9 protein-coding genes are annotated in these 16,555 nt (G+C 76.5%); 4 read left to right on the top strand and 5 right to left on the bottom strand.

The features are described from left to right. Positions 1–111 precede the first annotated feature (111 nt). The gene (locus ACGFZP_RS24700) at positions 112–1,644 is read left to right on the top strand and encodes a sigma-70 family RNA polymerase sigma factor (RefSeq protein ID WP_392936784.1); all 1,533 of its coding nucleotides are present in this window, start codon (positions 112–114) and stop codon (positions 1,642–1,644) included. A 78-nt stretch (positions 1,645–1,722) separates the two neighbouring features. Here the strand turns inward: ACGFZP_RS24700 and ACGFZP_RS24695 are convergent, their stop codons facing one another. The 5 genes from ACGFZP_RS24695 to ACGFZP_RS24675 are packed head-to-tail and all read right to left on the bottom strand — an operon-like array spanning position 1,723 to position 11,089. Next, positions 1,723–1,968: a hypothetical protein gene (locus tag ACGFZP_RS24695; protein WP_392936782.1), complete on the bottom strand. Its 246-nt coding sequence runs from the start codon at positions 1,966–1,968 to the stop codon at positions 1,723–1,725. A gap of 50 nt (positions 1,969–2,018) precedes the next feature. Beyond that, positions 2,019–6,623 (bottom strand): SAV_2336 N-terminal domain-related protein, encoded by a 4,605-nt coding sequence (locus ACGFZP_RS24690; RefSeq protein WP_392936780.1) that lies wholly within the window; start codon positions 6,621–6,623, stop codon positions 2,019–2,021. Between the two features lie 7 nt (positions 6,624–6,630). Beyond that, positions 6,631–7,770, bottom strand: coding sequence for an AAA family ATPase (locus ACGFZP_RS24685; RefSeq protein WP_392936778.1), 1,140 nt, complete (start codon positions 7,768–7,770; stop codon positions 6,631–6,633). Next, on the bottom strand, positions 7,767–9,770 hold the full coding sequence (locus ACGFZP_RS24680) for a hypothetical protein (protein WP_392936776.1): 2,004 nt from the start codon (positions 9,768–9,770) through the stop codon (positions 7,767–7,769). Before ACGFZP_RS24680 ends, ACGFZP_RS24685 begins: the two co-directional genes overlap by 4 nt. After that, positions 9,764–11,089, bottom strand: a complete 1,326-nt coding sequence (locus tag ACGFZP_RS24675; RefSeq protein WP_392936773.1) for a hypothetical protein — start codon at positions 11,087–11,089, stop codon at positions 9,764–9,766. Before ACGFZP_RS24675 ends, ACGFZP_RS24680 begins: the two co-directional genes overlap by 7 nt. Before the next feature lie 637 nt (positions 11,090–11,726). Between ACGFZP_RS24675 and ACGFZP_RS24670 the strand changes: the two genes are divergently transcribed. From ACGFZP_RS24670 to ACGFZP_RS24660, 3 genes are all read left to right on the top strand, one after another. Next, positions 11,727–12,827, top strand: coding sequence for a chemotaxis protein (locus ACGFZP_RS24670; protein WP_392936771.1), 1,101 nt, complete (start codon positions 11,727–11,729; stop codon positions 12,825–12,827). 158 nt (positions 12,828–12,985) lie between these two features. Beyond that, positions 12,986–14,431 carry a hypothetical protein gene (locus ACGFZP_RS24665; RefSeq protein WP_392936769.1) on the top strand — a complete coding sequence of 482 codons (1,446 nt, stop codon included), beginning with the start codon at positions 12,986–12,988 and terminating at the stop codon, positions 14,429–14,431. Beyond that, positions 14,428–16,554, top strand: coding sequence for a caspase family protein (locus tag ACGFZP_RS24660; RefSeq protein ID WP_392936767.1), 2,127 nt, complete (start codon positions 14,428–14,430; stop codon positions 16,552–16,554). Before ACGFZP_RS24665 ends, ACGFZP_RS24660 begins: the two co-directional genes overlap by 4 nt. Position 16,555: the final 1 nt, after the last annotated feature.

The raw sequence follows: 16,555 nt of genomic DNA, 5'->3' as shown, positions 1-16,555 counted from the left end.
CGACCGACCCCCGTTTTCCGAATCCGCGCGAATTGTTGTTATCTGAGCACTCCCCCCAGGTCTCCGAGGAGGCAGCGGCGGACGGATGACGGCAAGACGGAGTGCGGACCCATGAACGTTGACGTGCAGAGCAGGACCGGGACGACCCTCGTGCTCGCGGCCCAGGCGGGCGACCGGCAGGCCCAGGAGGCGCTGGTCGCCGCCTGGCTTCCGCTGGTCTACAACGTGGCCGGGCGCGCGCTGAACGGCCACGCCGACGTGGACGACGTCGCACAGGAGACCATGATCCGCGCCCTGGACGGGCTGGACGGGCTGCGCGACCCGGAGTCGTTCCGCTCCTGGCTGGTGGCGATCACCATGAACCAGATCCGGCGCCGCTACACCGGCCAGCAGCAGGCGGCCGTCGGGGGCCTCGACGAGAGCTGGGAGGTGCCCGACCCGCGCGCCGACTTCACCGACCTCACGATCCTGCGCCTGGGCCTGTCCGGCCAGCGCCGGGAGGTCGCCGAGGCCACCCGCTGGCTCGACCCGGACGACCGCGAACTGCTCGCCCTCTGGTGGCTGGAGGCCAGCGGGGACCTCACCCGCGCCGAACTCGCCGAGGCGCTCGACCTGACACCGCAGCACGCGGCCGTCCGCGTGCAGCGGATGAAGAAGCAGTTGGAGGCGGGCCGGGTGGTGGTCCGCGCGCTCACCGCGTACCCGCGCTGCCCCGAGCTGGCCGAGCTCACCGCCGGCTGGGACGGCACCCCGGGGTCGGTGTGGCGCAAGCGGATAGCCCGGCACATCCGGGGCTGCGCCGCCTGTGACGGACTGGGCCGCGACCTCTTCCCCGCGGAGGGGCTGCTGGCCGGTCTGGCACTGGTGCCGATCCCGGCGGACGCACCCGTACCCTTCGACCCGCAGGCCGCCGGCGCGACCGTCCACCCCGGTGGTGGCGGGCAGGGCCTCCGGTCGGGCCTCACCCGGCGGAGGACGGCCGTCGCGGGCGGGGCCGCCGCCGTGCTGGCCGTCGCGACCCTCGCCCTGGTCTGGCCGCACCACGCGCAGCCGGAGCAGGCCGCACCCGAACCGGCCGCTCCGGCCGCCGCGCCCGACACCCCGGCCGCGACCCCGATACCCGAGCCGACGGCCGCCGACACGCCGGTCGTCACCGCCTCGCCCGTGCCGGTCGTCTCCCTGCCCGCACCGACGGATCCGCCCGAGCCGACCGTCGCGACCCCGCCCGCGCCGTCACCCAGCGCCCGCCCGACCACCCCGAGCCCGGAGCGGCAGCTCGTCGACCTCGTCAACGCCGAGCGCGCCAAGGCGGGCTGCGGCCCGCTGCGGATCGACCCGAAGCTGCACGCGGCCGCCCAGAAGCACGCCGAGGACATGGTCGCCCGGCGCTTCTTCGACCACGTCAACCCGGACGGCGCCCGGGCCGACGCCCGGCTGACCGCCGCCGGCTACCGGTGGTCCCAGTGGGGCGAGAACCTCGACCGGGGCCCCGGCGCGCCCTCCGTCGTCGTCAGCCGCTGGATGGACGGCGGCATCCACCAGTCCAACATGCTGGACTGCGCCTTCAAGGACGTCGGCATCGGCGTGGCCACCGGCCCCGCCGGCCTCTACTGGACCCAGGACCTCGGCACCGCGCTCGGCTGACCGACGGGCACGGCGTGGCCGCGGCGGCCCGGGGCGGCCGACGTGGCCCGGTGCGGGTGCGTGACCGGGGCGCGTGCGTTACCGGGCGACCAGGTCGGCCGCCTGCCCGGTGACATGGCCGGTGGCCTCCCCGACCACGCCACCGGCGTCCCCGACCTGCCCCTGGACGGCCCCCGGCGCCGAGTCGAGCACCCCGCTCTGGGCGAGCGGTCCGGTCAGGTCGCCCTGACCGCCGACCGCACTGGCGTGCGCGCTGGGAGCGGTCAGGGAGGCCACGACGCCCACGGCGAGCGAGGCGACGGCGAGCATGCTGCGCTTCTTCATGCCCCGCCCAACGACGCTGCGCCACCCGGGTTACGGACGGGCCGCCGGCTTCACCCGATCCCGTGGTCCGGCCCCGGCGCGAACCCCCGGAGCGCGGCCTCGACCGGCACCAGCCGCGGGTGGTCCGCGCCGAGCCTGGCGACCAGCACCGCCCGGGCCTCCAGGAACAGTGCGTGGGCCCGGTCCCGGTCGCCGGCGGCCGCGAGCACCCGGCCCAGCCGCCACCGGTTGTCCGCCCACGCGGGGTGGTCGCGGCCGTGCACCCGCTCGTGCAGCTCCGCCGCCTCCGCCAGCGTCTGCAGCGCCTCCTCCCGCTGCCCGCGCGCCGCGAGCAGCATGCCGGACACGTCCAGCGCGGCGGCCAGCCGGTGCGGCTGCAGCTCGGCCCGGCCGCGCCGGTAGGCCAGTACGGCCTCGACGATCGCGGCCGCCGAGGCGAGCTGACGGGCCCGCAGCGGGTGGTAGGTGCCCGGCAGGCCATCCTGGGGTGTCTTCAACTGCTCGAAGTACTCCCGGATGGTGTCCACCAGGATCTCGCTGGCCCCCATGATGAGGTCCAGCGAATCCGCGTCGTGGTCCTCGTGGTCGGCACCGGCCTGGCGCACGCTCTGCGCGAGCAGGTCGCACGCCACCACGCTGGGGCGGCCCTGGAGCAGGGAGAGCCGGGCGCGGTCCTGGCGGATCGAGACCTCCAGGACGGGGGACATCCAGCTCAGCTGGGAGCCGAGGCGCAGCAGCTCCGTCCAGGCCCGCTCCAGGTGGTCCGCGGCCGCGCCGAGCCGACCGCCCTCCAGCTCGGTCAGTGCCAGCTCGCGGTGGATGGCGACCTCGATCTGCGCCGCCTTGCGATCGACCGCCATCGTGGACGGCGTGAGCTCGCGTGGCGAGCGCTTCGTCCGACCGAGCCGGCCGAGCGCCTGCCGCGCGGCCCGGAGTTCGCGCAGCGAGCCCGCCGGGTCGGCCAGGTCCCGGCAGAGCGCGGCGGCCAGCCGGTGGGCGCGCACGGTCAGCAGGGTGGTGGCCGGCCCGGCGGACTGCCCGGACAGCTCCGCCAGCGCCTTGCGGACCTGCCGCTCGGCCGGTCCGTACCGGGCACAGGCCCGCAGCACCTCGGCGAGCAGCAGCATCGAGTCCACCTCGTCCGCCCCGGCCAGCCCGGCCCGGGTGCGCAGGGACTCCTGGTAGGTGAGGTAGGCCTGGGCGGCGCCGAGGTCGCCCTGCCGCGCGCGGAACCGGGCCAGCCGGTGGAGCAGCTGTGAGCGCCGGGCGGTGCTGTCGGGGTGGTCGTCCTCGCGCTGGACGACGGTGTGGGCGTGTGGAAGCAGGGCCGTGCAGGTCACCCAGAGCTGAGGAGAGGTCGGGTCGGGGGGGAAGCAGGCCAGCACGGCCTGCAGCGCGGCCCGGGCCCACCCGCGCCGCTGCGCGGGTGACATCCGGGCCCGGACGGCGCGCTGGAGCTGCTCGTGGTTCCGGATGGCGATCGAGCCGGTGCGACTGTTGGGGGCGATGTGCAGCAGGCGGGCGGTGGAGAGCCGGCCCAGCACGTCGGTCAGCGGGCGGCCGTCCGGGCGGGCGGCCCCGGTGCCGGGCTCGTCGGCGGCGGCCCGCAGCCCCTGGGCGATCAGTTCGAGGCTGAGGCCCTGGGGGGCGAGGAAGGCGCAGATCGAGAGCATCTCCATGGCCCGCCCGTCGCGGTCGGAGAGCCGGTCGAGCAGTGCGTCGTAGGAGACGGCGGGTTCGCTCCGGGCGTCCGAGGCGGCCGGGCCGTCGTCCCGGACGGCCGTGGACCCGCTTGCCCGGGCGAGCAGGTCGGGCAGGGCCGCCAGGTGGTCCCCGGGATCGGCGCCCGGCACCGCCGGACCGTCCGGCCCGGACCAGTCCCGGACGGGCGTCAGGGGCAGGACGTGGCCCTCCAGCGCCCGGCGGTCGGCACTGTTGATCCGGGTGGTGACCAGCACGCTGCCGTAGCCGTCGGGCGGCCAGTGCTCGCCGACCAGGGTGCGCGGGGAGTATCCGGCCAGCCAGCGCTCCTGTTCGCCCATCTCGTCGCCGAGCCCGTCGATGACGATCAGCCAGCCCGGGTGTTCGGTGAGCCGGCGGTTGAGCGCCGCCGCGGCCCCCCGGCCCCCGTCGGCGGTGTCGGCCTCCGGCTCGTCGTCCGGCAGGCCGTCCGGTTCGCCGTCGGTGAGCGAGAACACGTCCGCGAGCTCGGTGAAGGCCCGGAGGATCCGGGTGTGGCTGCGGCCGTCCACCCACCAGACCAGTGAGTAGGACTCCCGGTAGAGGTGGGCGTGGGCCAGCGCCAGCGAGGTCTTGCCGACCCCGGGCGGGCCCTGGACGACGCACAGCGAGCGCTCCCGGGTGGGGTAGTCCGCCGAGCGGGCGGCCGAGGCGCTGCCACGGGGGTGCAGGATCCGCTCGACCTCCAGGAGCTCGCCCTCCCGGCCGGTCATGTCGGGACGGTCCGGCGGCAGGTTGTTCCAGGTGGGCTCGGTCTGCGGCTCGGGCCGCTCGGCCGTTTCCGCGGCCGGGGTGGCGGCGCCGCCCCGGCGCTGCCACCAGCGGCGGGCCACGCCGATGCCGGCCCCGGCCACGACGCCGGCGGCGACCGCCGTGCCCGGCGTGAGCCCGCCCCGGAACGGCCGCCGACGGGCGGGCCGGGCCTCCTGGTCGGGCTGGAGGCCGGTCAGGCCTCCCGACGGCAGGCTGACGGCGAGTCGGTCGGCCAGCGCGCCGTCCGCCCCGCCGAGGCCGCGCAGGACCTCGACCGCCACCTCGGCGAACGGGACGCTGTGCGCGGGCAGGGCCTGCGCCCCGGCCGGGGCGGCCTCGGCGAGCGCCGCCAGCGCGCGGAAGTCGAGCGTGCCGAAGGTGCCGGCGACCGACTGCGACACCCCGGCCAGGACGTGCAGCACCTCCGCGGACTCGCCCCTGGTGAGGGTGGACAGCAGCCGGCTGCGGATCCCGGGGCGGAAGTCGTAGAGCACCGACTCCGGGTCCTCGCCGGGCTGCTCCGGCGAGCGGCGCTCCAGCAGGCCGGAGAGGTAGAGCTCGGCCAGGTGGGCCGCCGAGGACTCGGCCAGCATGGCCTGCTGGACGTGCCGCATCACCGGCAGGCTGAGCGGGGAGGCGGCCAGGAACCCGGCCAGCTCGTAGGCGGTGGGGGAGGCCTCCCGGCGGAAGCGGGCGAGCAGCTCGGCCGGCGACTCGCCGCCGGGGCGCGGGCGGGCCGCCGAGGGCGGCGGGCCGAAGGGCGAGCCGCCGCCGGGGCCCGCCGGGCGGCCGTCCAGCGGTACGGCCAGTACCGGCGTCCAGTCGGCGGCGCGGCCGGAGAGCATCCGGGACCACGGCGCCAGCCAGTCGGCGCGCAGCTCGACCACCCCGGCCCAGGCGGTGCCGGGCGCCGAGCGGCCGGACGGCGCGCCCGCGGCCGGTTCGGTCCACGGGTCGTCGGCGGTGAACAGCACGGTCGGCCGCTCGCCGGGCCGGACCCGGGCGCGGGCCGGGACGGGGTGCAGCGCGGTGCGGTGCCAGTGCCTGCGCGGCAGTACCTGGAGGACGGTGACCGGTGCGTGGCGGCTCCAGTCGTGCATCGCGGCGGGCAGCGCGGCGCCCTGCCAGAGCGGGCCGACACCGTCCGTCAGTACCAGGAGGATCCGCCGTCCGCGCGGGTCGGCGGTCAGACCGAGGCCGGGGCGGGCGGACCGGCGGATCGCGGAGCGGGTGGCGGCGGCGGGCGCGCCGTGGTGGCGCGGAGTCAGGACGGGCACGCCGTACCGCTCGTGCAGGGACCAGGCGCGGACCCGCTGGAACGCGCCGTGGCGGCGCAGCAGCGCGGTCAGCTCGTCCGCCAGCGAGGACCAGACGGCCATCGTCGGCCCGCAGTCCACCACCAGGTCCACGTCCAGCCAGCGCTCCGGTGCGCCCTGCCAGACCGGCAGCACCAGTCCGGCGCGGCCGGAGACGGCCACGGTGGCGGCCTCGTCCAGCACCCGCTCGTGCACCGAGCGGACGGAGCGGCGCAGCGGGCGCAGGGCACGGGAGAGGGCGAGGGTGCCGGTCAGGGCGGGCCGGGCGGGGCTGCGGACGCTGGCGGCGGGCCGGTCCCGGTGGCCGGGGGCGTCCGGGACGGGCGGCAGGTGGAGGGGGACGACACCGGGTGGCCCGGCGTCCGGGCGCTGCCCGGGGGGCGTCGGTCCGCCGGCCGCCGCTGCCGGACCGGGGCGGTCGGGGTGGTCGGGTACGGGCGGCCGGGCACCGGCGCCGGGGGTGCCGGCCCGGTCCTGCTCCTGGGCGGCCCGGTCGACGGCGGCGCGCAGCGCGGCGCCCCAGGCGGCGGCCGCCCGCTCGTCCTCCTCGGCGTCGATCGTCGGCAGTGCGGGCAGCCCGGGGTGGAGCAGTCCGGGCGGTTCGGGTCCGGTGTCGGGGCGCAGCCCGCAGACCCGGGCGAGCCAGAGCACGTCGGCCAGGTCGCGCGGGTCGGTGCTGCCCTCGGGCTCGGTGCCGTCGGCGGTCAGCAGCCGGCCGAGCTGGTACAGCAGCTCCCCGGGGACCGGGGCCGGGACTGGGCCCGCGGACCGCGGTACCGGGGACGTCGGTGGCGGGGGCACCGGTTGGGGCGATATCGGCTGCGGCGACATCGGGGCCGTGGACATCGGGGTGTCACCGCTCCTCGAGTGAGCGCAGCAGATGGGTGTCGAGGAGGGCCCGGCCGCCGTCGCTGTCCCACAGGCCGCGGGAGGCCATCAGCAGGGCGTTGAGCAGCTGGTCGTTGGCCAGGTCGGCGCCCTCCTCCTGCTGCTTGGCCAGGAACCGGGCGATCAGGCGCTCGCGGACCTCGGCCGGGACGGCGGCCCCGGGGCCGGACAGGTGCGCGGCGACCATCCGGGCCAGCTTGTCCGGGCCGGGCCGGGGGATCTCCAGGCGCAGGCAGCGGCGCAGGAAGGCGGCCGGGAACTCCCGCTCCTCGTTGCTGGTGAGGATGACCAGCGGGAACTCGGTGCACCGCACCCGGCCGCGGCTCAGGGACGTCCAGCCGTCGTCGTCGCCCGTCATCACCTGCGCGTCCTCCTCGTCCAGACGGCTGAGCTCGGGGATGACGAACTCGCCCTCCTCGAAGACGGTGAGCAGGTCGTTGGGCAGGTCCAGGTCGGCCTTGTCGATCTCGTCGATGAGCAGCACCCGGGGCCGGTCCCAGGGCAGCAGCGCGGTGCCGAGCGGGCCGAGCCGCAGATAGGGGCCGATGCCGGGGGCCGACCGGTCCGTCGCGCCGGTGCCGCCGCCGACGGGTCGCAGACCGGTGTCCTGGAGGCGGCCGATCGCGTCGTAGTGGTACTGGCCCTCCTGCAGGGTCGCGCGGCTGGTGACCGGCCAGTGCAGCACCGGGCCGAGGCCCAGCTCGTGCGCGACGCTGTACGCCAGGGTGGACTTGCCCACCCCGGGCGGGCCGGTGACCAGGAGCGGGCGGCGCAGGTGCAGGGCCATGTTGACGAGGTGGATCTCCTTCTCGTCGGCCTGGTAGGCGGCGGCCTGGTGGTCGCGGCCGAGCTTGCGGAAGGCGACCGCCTCGGACATCTCCGGTGGTGTGGGCAGGCTGCCGTGGTCCTCGCCGTCGCGGCGGAAGGAGCGCCAGGGCGGGGCGTCGGGCAGCCGCCGGATCCCGTCGTGCGGGACACCGGTGCTGCGGTAGATCCACCACTCCGGGGCACCGCCGCCCTGCTGGTGCTGGTGCTGGTGCTGGTGCTGCTGGTGCTGTGCGGGCGTGCCGGGCACGGGCAGGGCGTCGTCGTACGGGGTCGTCACGCGGGTTGTCCTTCCTGCTGGGCCGGCCGCCGGTCGGAGTGGGGCGCCGGGTCGGGGGCCGTGCCGGGGAGGCCGCCGGGGTCCGGGTCGAGCGCGGTGCGGTAGGCGGAGGTGGTGTGGTGCGCTGAGGCGGTGGTGTGGTGCGCTGAGGCGGTGCGGTGGTCGGGAACGGTGCGGTGGTCGGGAACGACGCGGTGCGCGGGAGTGCTGAACGGCGTCGGCGCCAGCCAGGCGGCCTGGCCGGGCTCGTCCCAGAGCAGCGTGAGGTGGTGTCCGAGGTCGGCGGGGTCGTCCTCGGCGGCGGCCCGGCGCCTGCGGTGGATGTGGGCCGCCAGGCCCGCCAGGTGGGTGGCGGTCAGTTCGCCGAGCAGCTCGTGCAGTTCGATGGAACTGCCGGAGTCACGCCGCCAGACCATCACCGGGATGCCCTCCCGGACGGCGTCCTTGACCGCGCGGTAGGGCACCGCCCGGTGCTTCGGGTGGTAGGCGTACGGGAAGCACAGCGCCAGGATCGCGGTCTGCGGCCGCTCGTCGAGCCACCGCCGTACGTCGCCCTGGCGGCCGCCGACGTGCAGGGTCCGACCGGTGGTCTCGGCGTCGATCGGGGCCAGCCCGGCACCGAGCGCGAACCAGCCGGGCAGGTCGGCGACGGTGCCCGGGGCGCCGCTGTCCACGGTCGCCTCCAGCGCCCGCCACTTGTTCTTCCACGCCGGGTGCCAGAGCGCCGACCGGATCCGGTCCAGGGAGCGGACCACCACCGGGAAGTGCATGCCGACCGGGTAGTCGTCCTCGTCCATCGGCCACAGCTCGGCGGGGTGGCCGAGCAGGGACCACGGCAGCAGGAACTCCACCCGCAGCCCCTCGGCGTCGGCCGCCGCGGCGGCCAGCTCCTGCCAGGTCGTCAGATGCCGGCTGCCGCTGCTGCGCAGGGCGGACTGCGGGATCTGGTCGTCCGAGGCGTGTTTGGACACCAGCCGCCACGGGTGCTCGGTGGTGTCGTAGAGGAGGGCCTCGAAGGCGTAGACCGGCTCGGCGTCCGAGCCGACCGGTGACACGTCGTCCAGGACGATCTGCAGCACCAGCGGGTGGTGCTGCTCGGCCGGACTGCCGCAACGGGCGGCGGGCTCCGGGGCGGATGCGGCCAGGTCGGCGTCGGCGACGCCCAGCTCGTGGGCCTGCTGCTTGACCAGGTCGGTCAGCGCGGTGGCCTCGGGGCCGGTGACCTCCTCGGCGAGCCTGGTCAGGAAGCGCAGCAGCAACGGGGGCGCCGCGCGGCCGTCCGGAGCCTCGGTGTCCGGGGCCGCCGTCGACTGGCCGGGCCGCAGCGGGCTGGGGCGGGTGTCGTCGGGGCGGGTGCAGGCAGGGCGGGCGTGGCCGGGGTGGGCCTGGCCGGGGTGGGCGTGGTCGAGCCGGGCCTGGTTGAGCCGGGTCACCGCCTCGGGCAGGCCGTTGCCGCCCCGCACCGGGTGGGTCTCGCCGGGCGTGCAGGCGGCCTCGACCAGGGCCAGGACCCTGGCCGGGGCGGGCGGCGGCCGCAGGGCGCGCAGGATCCGCAGCAGGGCGAGCAGCGGGGCCGGGGCGAGCAGGCCGGGCACCGTGATCGCCTCGACGCAGGCGGTCAGCCAGTCGACGGCGGCCGTGCCGTGGCGCTGGAAACGCAGGACGTCGGCGAGTTGGAGGAGAGCCTGCGCCGGGTCGTGCCACTGGCGGCAGCCGCGGACGATGTCCTGGAGGTGGTCGCCGGCGAGGGCGCTGTACGGGACGGCGAACGCGCCGGGCAGCCCGAGCCGGCGGCCGAGCTCCTCCAGGGTGCGCTCACGGAAGGCGGGGTCGCCGATGCCGGGGATCTCGGCGAGGATCTCGCACAGCTGCCGGTCGGCCCCGGTCGGCCAAATCCCGCATTCGGCGGGTGCGCCGTTCGGCGGGGCGGTGTCGGTGTCTGCTGCGCCGGGTCGGCGGCGGCCGCCCAGGCGGGCGAGCAGACCGCGGCGCTCTACCACGGTCTGCCCACCGGTCCACCGGGGTCGCCGGGTCCACCGGGTCCGTCGAGGTCGCCGGATCCGCCGGGGTCGGGTGCGGGGAGGCCCGCCAGCGTACGGAGTTCGTCGACGGCGGCGAGGCCGGGGCGCAGGAAGTCCAGGGTGTCGAGCACGGCGGCCAGGGCCGCCGCCGGATCGCGGTGGCTCGTGCAGGCCTGGACTGTCTCGATCAGGTGGTCGATCGCCTGCGCCCGGAACGCGACCCGGAGCGGCGCGGACGAGCCGAGCCGCTCTGCTGCGCCGCGCAGGACCTGGCGGCGGAAGTCGGGGTCGTCCATGTCCGGGATCGTCAGCAGGAGCGGGACGAGCTCCCGTGCCCCGGGCAGGGCGGTGGCACGTCGTGTTGACATGGCAGGTCGTGCCGCAGTGGCGCCGGGTGCCGGGCCGGCTGGATCGGCGGGGGTGGCATGGCGTGCCGTATCGGCATGACGTGCCATCGGGTTGGGTTGGGGCTCCTCGGCAGGCCGTGCCACTGGGGCAGGCTGCGCCACCGTGGCATGACGTGCCACCTCCGCGGCGGGTCGCGCCGACTCGGTGACATGAGATGCCTCGGTGGCATGAGACGCCTCGGTGGTATGAGACGCCTCAGCGGCATGAGATGCCTCCTCGGCACGTGCTGCCGGGTCGGCATGCCGTGCCATCGCGCCCGCCCCCGTCCCGGCGGTCAGCACCTCCTGCAAGGGGTCGTCCGCAGACAGGGCGGCCGCGAGCGCCGACAGGGGCGTGAACCAGCCGCCGCGGACGCCGTCGAAGTCCCGGCTGCCCTTCAGGACGCCACACACCGCGCCGGAGTCCAGTCGGATGACCATGCTGCCGCTGAAGCCGTCCTTCACCTCGTCCCCGGTCACCCGCAGGTAGCCCGCGGACGGGCCGGCCACGGTGAGCAGCAGCGAGTCCTCCTGGGCCCCGGGCATCGGGGTGTGGGTGGAGAACCCGGCCACCAGCACCGCCGTCCCGGGGCCCGGCGGGCGCCCGGCGTCCAGGGCGAACGGCGGCAGCGCGACCGCCCGGTCGAGGTCGAGCAGGGCGAGATCCGGGAAGGCGTGGAACCTGCCGTCACCCGGCTCGGCGGGGAACAGCCGGGCGGGACCGGCTGCGAGGACCCGGCCCCAGGGGCCCCGCACGCCCAGCCCGCTGCGGCTCCGGCGGGCGAGGTGCGCGGCGGTCAGTACGACCCCGGGGGAGAGGACGAACCCGCTGCCCAGGAAGCCCGAGTCGTCGCACACCTCGACGGCGGCGGTCAGCGCGGCCTCCACGCGGAGCGGCCACGGGCCGGTCACCGGGCGTCGCTCACCCGCGGTCCGACCGGGGCCCCGACGCCGGGAGGTCCGCCGTCCGACCCGTCGCCGACCGCGTCCGACCGCGCCGGAAGCCCGGCCGGCGCCCGCCGGACGGTGCCCCGTGCCCCTACGGCGTCCCGGCCCCCTGCGGCGTCCCGTCCCCCTGCGCGGCTCCGTGCCCCGGCGGTGCCCGGTACCCCCGCGCCGTCGGCTGCTCCGACCGGTGTGGCGGCCGGGGCCTTCGCAGCCTCCGGCGCCGTCGCCTCGGCGTGGACGAGCGCGCCCCCGCCGAGATGCACCGTGATGACGTCCCCCACCTGTGGCTCCCCTCGCTCCCCGTGTGCGGCAGCGCTCAGCGTAGGGGCTGGACCAACGGCAGGACAGAAGTATCAGGCGATCAACATGTCCTGATTCTGCATCAGGTGCGAACTGGACCCCTGGGGCGGTGCCCGTCCGCCCGGGGGCGCCTCGCATACGGACACCTTTTCGGTGCTGACGGGCATAGGTGGGTGTTCGGATGGGGAAGGGTCGGGGAGGCAAATCCGGCAAACTCTGGCAAAACAGAAAAACAGCCGATAATGCCGATCCTGCCGAGGCACCCGACAAGCCGACGCAACCACGACAAGAAGGGCACCCGATGCACGCAGCCGAGCTCACGCCTGCCGTCCTCGCCGAGCTGCGCCGCCCCCGGCGCTACCCGGCCGTCTCCGTCCTGCTGCCCACCCACCGCAGCGAGCCCGACAACACCCAGGACCCGGTGCGCCTGCGCAACCTCGTGGCCGAGGCGAAGAACCGGCTGCACGCCGACGAGGCGGTCTCCCGGGCCGACCGGTTGGACGTGGTCGACCAGCTGGACCGGGCCCTGGCCGAGGTCGACCTGGTCCACGCGGAGGACGGCCTGGTGATCTTCGCGGCGCCGGGCGAGCACCAGGTGTGGTCGCTGCCCCGTACCGTCCCCGCCCGGGTGGTCCTCGCCGAGACGTTCCTGACCCGCAACCTGGTCTCCGCCTCCACGGCCGGCGCGCCCTACTGGGTGCTGACCGTCGCGGCCGACCGGGTCGCCCTGTTCAGCGGCACCGGGCCGAGGTTGGTCGAGCACGCCGCCGGCGGCTTCCCGCTCGACCAGGTCCGGCCGGACTGGGACGTCGAGCGCCAGGAGCGGATCGGCGACGTGCCCAGCACCTTCCGCGACGAGGAGACCCGCCGCTTCCTGCGCGAGGCGGACACCGCGCTCGCCGTCCTGCTGGAGACCGACGCCCGCCCGCTGTACGTGCTCGGCGAGGCCGCCGCACTGTCGCTGCTGGACGAGGTCGGCACCGCCGCCAAGCGCGCCACCGCCCAGGTCCACCGGGGCGGTCTCGGCCACGCCCAGTCCGCCGCCGTCGCCGAGGCCGTCCGGGCCACCGTCGAGCAGCAGGGCAAGAAGGCGGTCGCGGAGCTGCACGAGCGCCTCGACCAGGCCCAGGGCGTCAAGGCGCTGGCCGCCGGGATCGACGAGGTCTGGCAGAGCGTCACCGCGGGCCGGGCCGGCCTGGTGGCGGTCGAGGAGGACTACTGGGAGCCGGTCCGGGTGACCGACAGCCACCTGGTGCCCGCCCCGGCCGGCGAGCCGGACGTCCGCGAGGACATGGTCGACGAGATCGTCGAGCGGGCGCTGGACACCGGTGCCAAGGTCCAGTTCGTTCCGGCCGACGAGCTCGCCGGCCGTGGCCGGATCGCCGCCGTCCTGCGCTACTGACCCACCCGGCGCCCGCCGCCGCCCCACGGGCTCCCCGCCATCGCGGCGGGGAGCCCGACGGTTTTGTGGCGGACTTTGTGGCGGACAGGCTGTCCACGGGCGGCAGCGGCGCTAGGGTGCTGGTCGGGCAGGGGAGTTCGGGAGAGCGCGGGGGCGACATGCGGTTCCTGTTCGTGCACGGCACCGGGGTACGGCGCGAGGGCTACGACCCGTTGTTCGAACTGGTGGCCCGCGAGCTCCGGGCCCGGTTCCCGGATGCCGATGTGGTGCCCTGCTACTGGGGTGACGAGCACGGCGTGACGCTCAGCGCGGGCGGGGCCTCGATCCCCGGCTTCGCGGGCCTGCCCCTGGACGCACCCGAGCCGCCGGTCGACCGGCCCGGGTGGGTCGACGCCCCGGGCGAGTTCGACGCGCTTGACGAGTCCGGCGCCCCCGACCGGGCGGACGGTGGCTGGACCCTGCTGTTCGTCGACCCGCTGTGCGAACTCCGGGTCCTCGCCGAACTGCCCGCCGAGGACGACGGGTTCGGCATACCCGGCGCCGCCCCGGGCCAGGCCGTCGCCGACCGGCTGGCCGCCCTCGCCTCGGACTTCGCGCCGAATCCTGGGCCGAATTCCGGGCCGGATCCTGCGTCGGATCCGGCGCCGTCGGAGCCCGCCACGGTGTCCACCCCGGTGGGCGACGAGCTCGCCACCCTGCTGGCCGCCACCGCGCTCGCCCCGTACCTCCCGGCCGCGCTGCGGCGCCTCGCCGCCGCCGAGGAGTTCGCCGAGGCCTGTGAGCAGGCCGTCGATGCCGCGGCCGCCGCCGAGCTGACCGCTGCCACCGCCCGCGCGCTCACCGCCGAACTGCTCACCGCCGCCGGCCCCCGGGCGCTCTGCACCGCCGACGAACGCGACCGCCTGACCGAACTCCTCGCCGACCGCCTCGGCGGCACCGCCCGCGGACCGCTCGGCCGGGCGGCGGGAGTCCTCGGCAGGCTCGGCATGCGGGTGGGCGGCCAGCGCCTGCTGGAACGCCGGCGCGGCGCGCTGACCGTCGGTGCCACTCCCGCGCTCGGCGACATCCTGCGCTACCAGGCGCGCGGCGGGCCGCTGCGCGCCTACCTGGCCGAGCGGATCGCCGCCGCCCCCGGCCCGACCGTGGTGATCGGGCACAGCCTCGGCGGCATCGCCCTGGTCGACTGCCTGGCCCTCGCCGCCTCCGGCGGCACCCCGCCCGACCTGCGGCTGCTGGTCACCGTCGGATCGCAGGCGCCCTTCCTGCACGAGCTCGGGGCGCTCAACGGCCTCGAACCCGGCAGCGGCCTGCCGAGCGGGTTCCCCGACTGGTTGAACATCTACGACCCCGGCGACCTCCTCGGGTACCGGGCCGCCCCGGTCTTCCCCGGCGATGCCCGGGTCACCGACCACGAGGTGAGCAGCCGCCAGCCGTTCCCGTACTGCCACAGCGCCTACTTCAAGCTTCCCGCCGTCTACGACCGGATCGCCGCCGCCCTCGCGACCGCCCCGAGGCCAATGACCGGCGCAGGCCCGGCGGACGGGACCCTCCTGGCGGACGGGCGGCACCCGGCTGACGGGACCGCCGCAGGGGACGGCGGGTGACGCCCACCCCCGGGGGGCCCGGCCACCAGCTCTCACCCGAACGGGTCTTCGCCCTGGTCGTCGGCATCGAGTCGTACCGGGTGGGCGCCGACTGGAACCTCCGCGGCCCGGCCCGGGACGCCGTCCGCTTCGCGGAGTGGCTCACCGGCGGCGCAGGCGTCCCCGAGTCCAACGTCCGGCTGTTCCTCTCCCCGCTTCCGGCGGTCCAGGGACACCCGCCCGCCGACCCGCTGCCCGACCACCGCCCCGCCACCAAGGCCGAGATCGAGGACGCCCTGCTCCGCGAACTGCCCAAGTGCGACGGCGACCTGCTCGTCCTCTACTGGGCCGGACACGGCTACTCGGACGACGACGACCGGCTGCTGCTGCCCTTCGCGGACGCCGGCACCGAGTCGGTCCGCCACCTCGACCTCGACTCGGCGCTCCGCTTCTGGCGGTCCACCAGCATCACCCGCGGCCGGTTCGCCCGGGTGGTCTCCATCGGCGACGCCTGCCGGCTCGACATACCCGCCCGGGTCCGGTCCACCTTCGGCAGCACCCGGTACGGCAGCGGCGGCCGCGCACCGGGTCGCAGCACCTTCGTCCTCTACGCCGCCCAGCCCGGCCGTCCGGCCCAGAACCTCGACGGCGCGGGCCGCCTCACCGACACCCTGCTGGCCCGCCTCGACGGCCGGTCCTTCGCCGAGAGCATCGACCGGCTGCCCGACATCGCCCGCCAGGTCCGCGACGACCTCGCCGAACTCGCCGACCAGGGCCTGGCCTGGCAGCAGATCCAGTGGCGCATCACCGGCTGGGACGGCTCCCCGCTCACCGACGACGGCTGGCCGGACGAGCCGCCCGGCGCACCACCGCTCGACGCCCAGGCCTGGGCCGAACTGACCCGCCTGTTCACCGGCCCCCGGCTGCCGCCCGACGCCTACCACGCCTACCGCTGGGCCTTCGAGGCCGCCGGCTGCGCCCCGCCCGGCCCGGTCCTGCCCGCCGCCGAACCCATGGCCGTGGTGCGCGACCTCGACAAGCGCCTCGGCGGCGGTGGACGGCGGCTGCCGCTCCCGCTGGCCTTCGTCCGCTACCTCGCCGCGCGCGAGGACGACCCGGAACGGGCCGAGCGCCTCGCGGACTGGGTCCGGCGCACCGGCCGCCGGCTGGGCGCCGACGCCGTCCCCGCGCCGCCCGCCCCGGAACGCGAGGGGCGGGCGGAACTGCACGTCCAGCTCGCGGAGTCCAGCGACGAGGACGGCTACCTGGTCCGGATGTGGCGCTACCGGCGGGGTTTCGAGGCGCTCTGGGAGTCCGCCCGGCCGGTCGACCTGACCACCGTGCAGGGCGAGCTGGTCCACCAGCTCTTCGGCCCGGCCGCGGACCCGGACGTGCAGCGGATCGAGTTCCACGTCCCCGAGATCCTGCTGGACGAGCCGTTCGAAAGCTGGCCGCTGCCCACCCGCAGGCGCCGGACGGCCGAACTCGGCCGCGCGTACGAGGTCCTGGTCCGCTGCCCCGACGAGCGCACCCACCAGTCCGAGAAGCGCTGGAAGTCGAAGTGGGCCTGGTACCGGGAGCACGGCGGGCGCCACCCCGACGCCGTCGTACCGCTCTCCGAGGGCACCCCGCTCGACCTCGGCCTCGCCGACCGGCTCGGCGCCGAGGGCCACCCGGTCTGCGCCCTGCTCGACCGGCACGGCGCGCCACTGTCCGACCGGCTGGAGGTGCTGCTCGACGCCGGGATGCCGATCGCCGTCTGGCGGCGGACCCCCACCGGTACCGACACCGACCCCCGCACCCGCACCGACCCAGGCACCCGCACCACCCCCGGGACCGACCGCGACCGCGCGGAGGGCCCCGACGGCTGCGGCGGCTGCCGGGCCCGCACCGCGGACGGCCTGGCCGCCGTGCTCGCCGCCGCCGGCTCGACAGGCTCGACCGGCTCCACCACCCCGACCGGCTCCGCCGACCCCACCGGGGAGTTCGACCTCGGCCGCCTGCCCGCCCTCGTGCGGCAGGTACGGATCGGCGGCCCGCCCGGCGGCTGCGGCGGCTGCCCGGCCGGCCGCCCCGGCGGTGAGCCCCTCGGCCTGCTCTGGGACGACCCCGAGCACCGCCCGCAGACCAGATCGCTGTCCTGAC

The sequence above is a fragment of the Kitasatospora sp. NPDC048239 genome (assembly GCF_043202015.1).
Taxonomy (GTDB): Bacteria; Actinomycetota; Actinomycetes; order Streptomycetales; family Streptomycetaceae; genus Kitasatospora.
The sequence above is the reverse complement of the archived record's forward strand: the minus strand, read 5'-3'. Positions and strand labels throughout refer to the sequence as shown.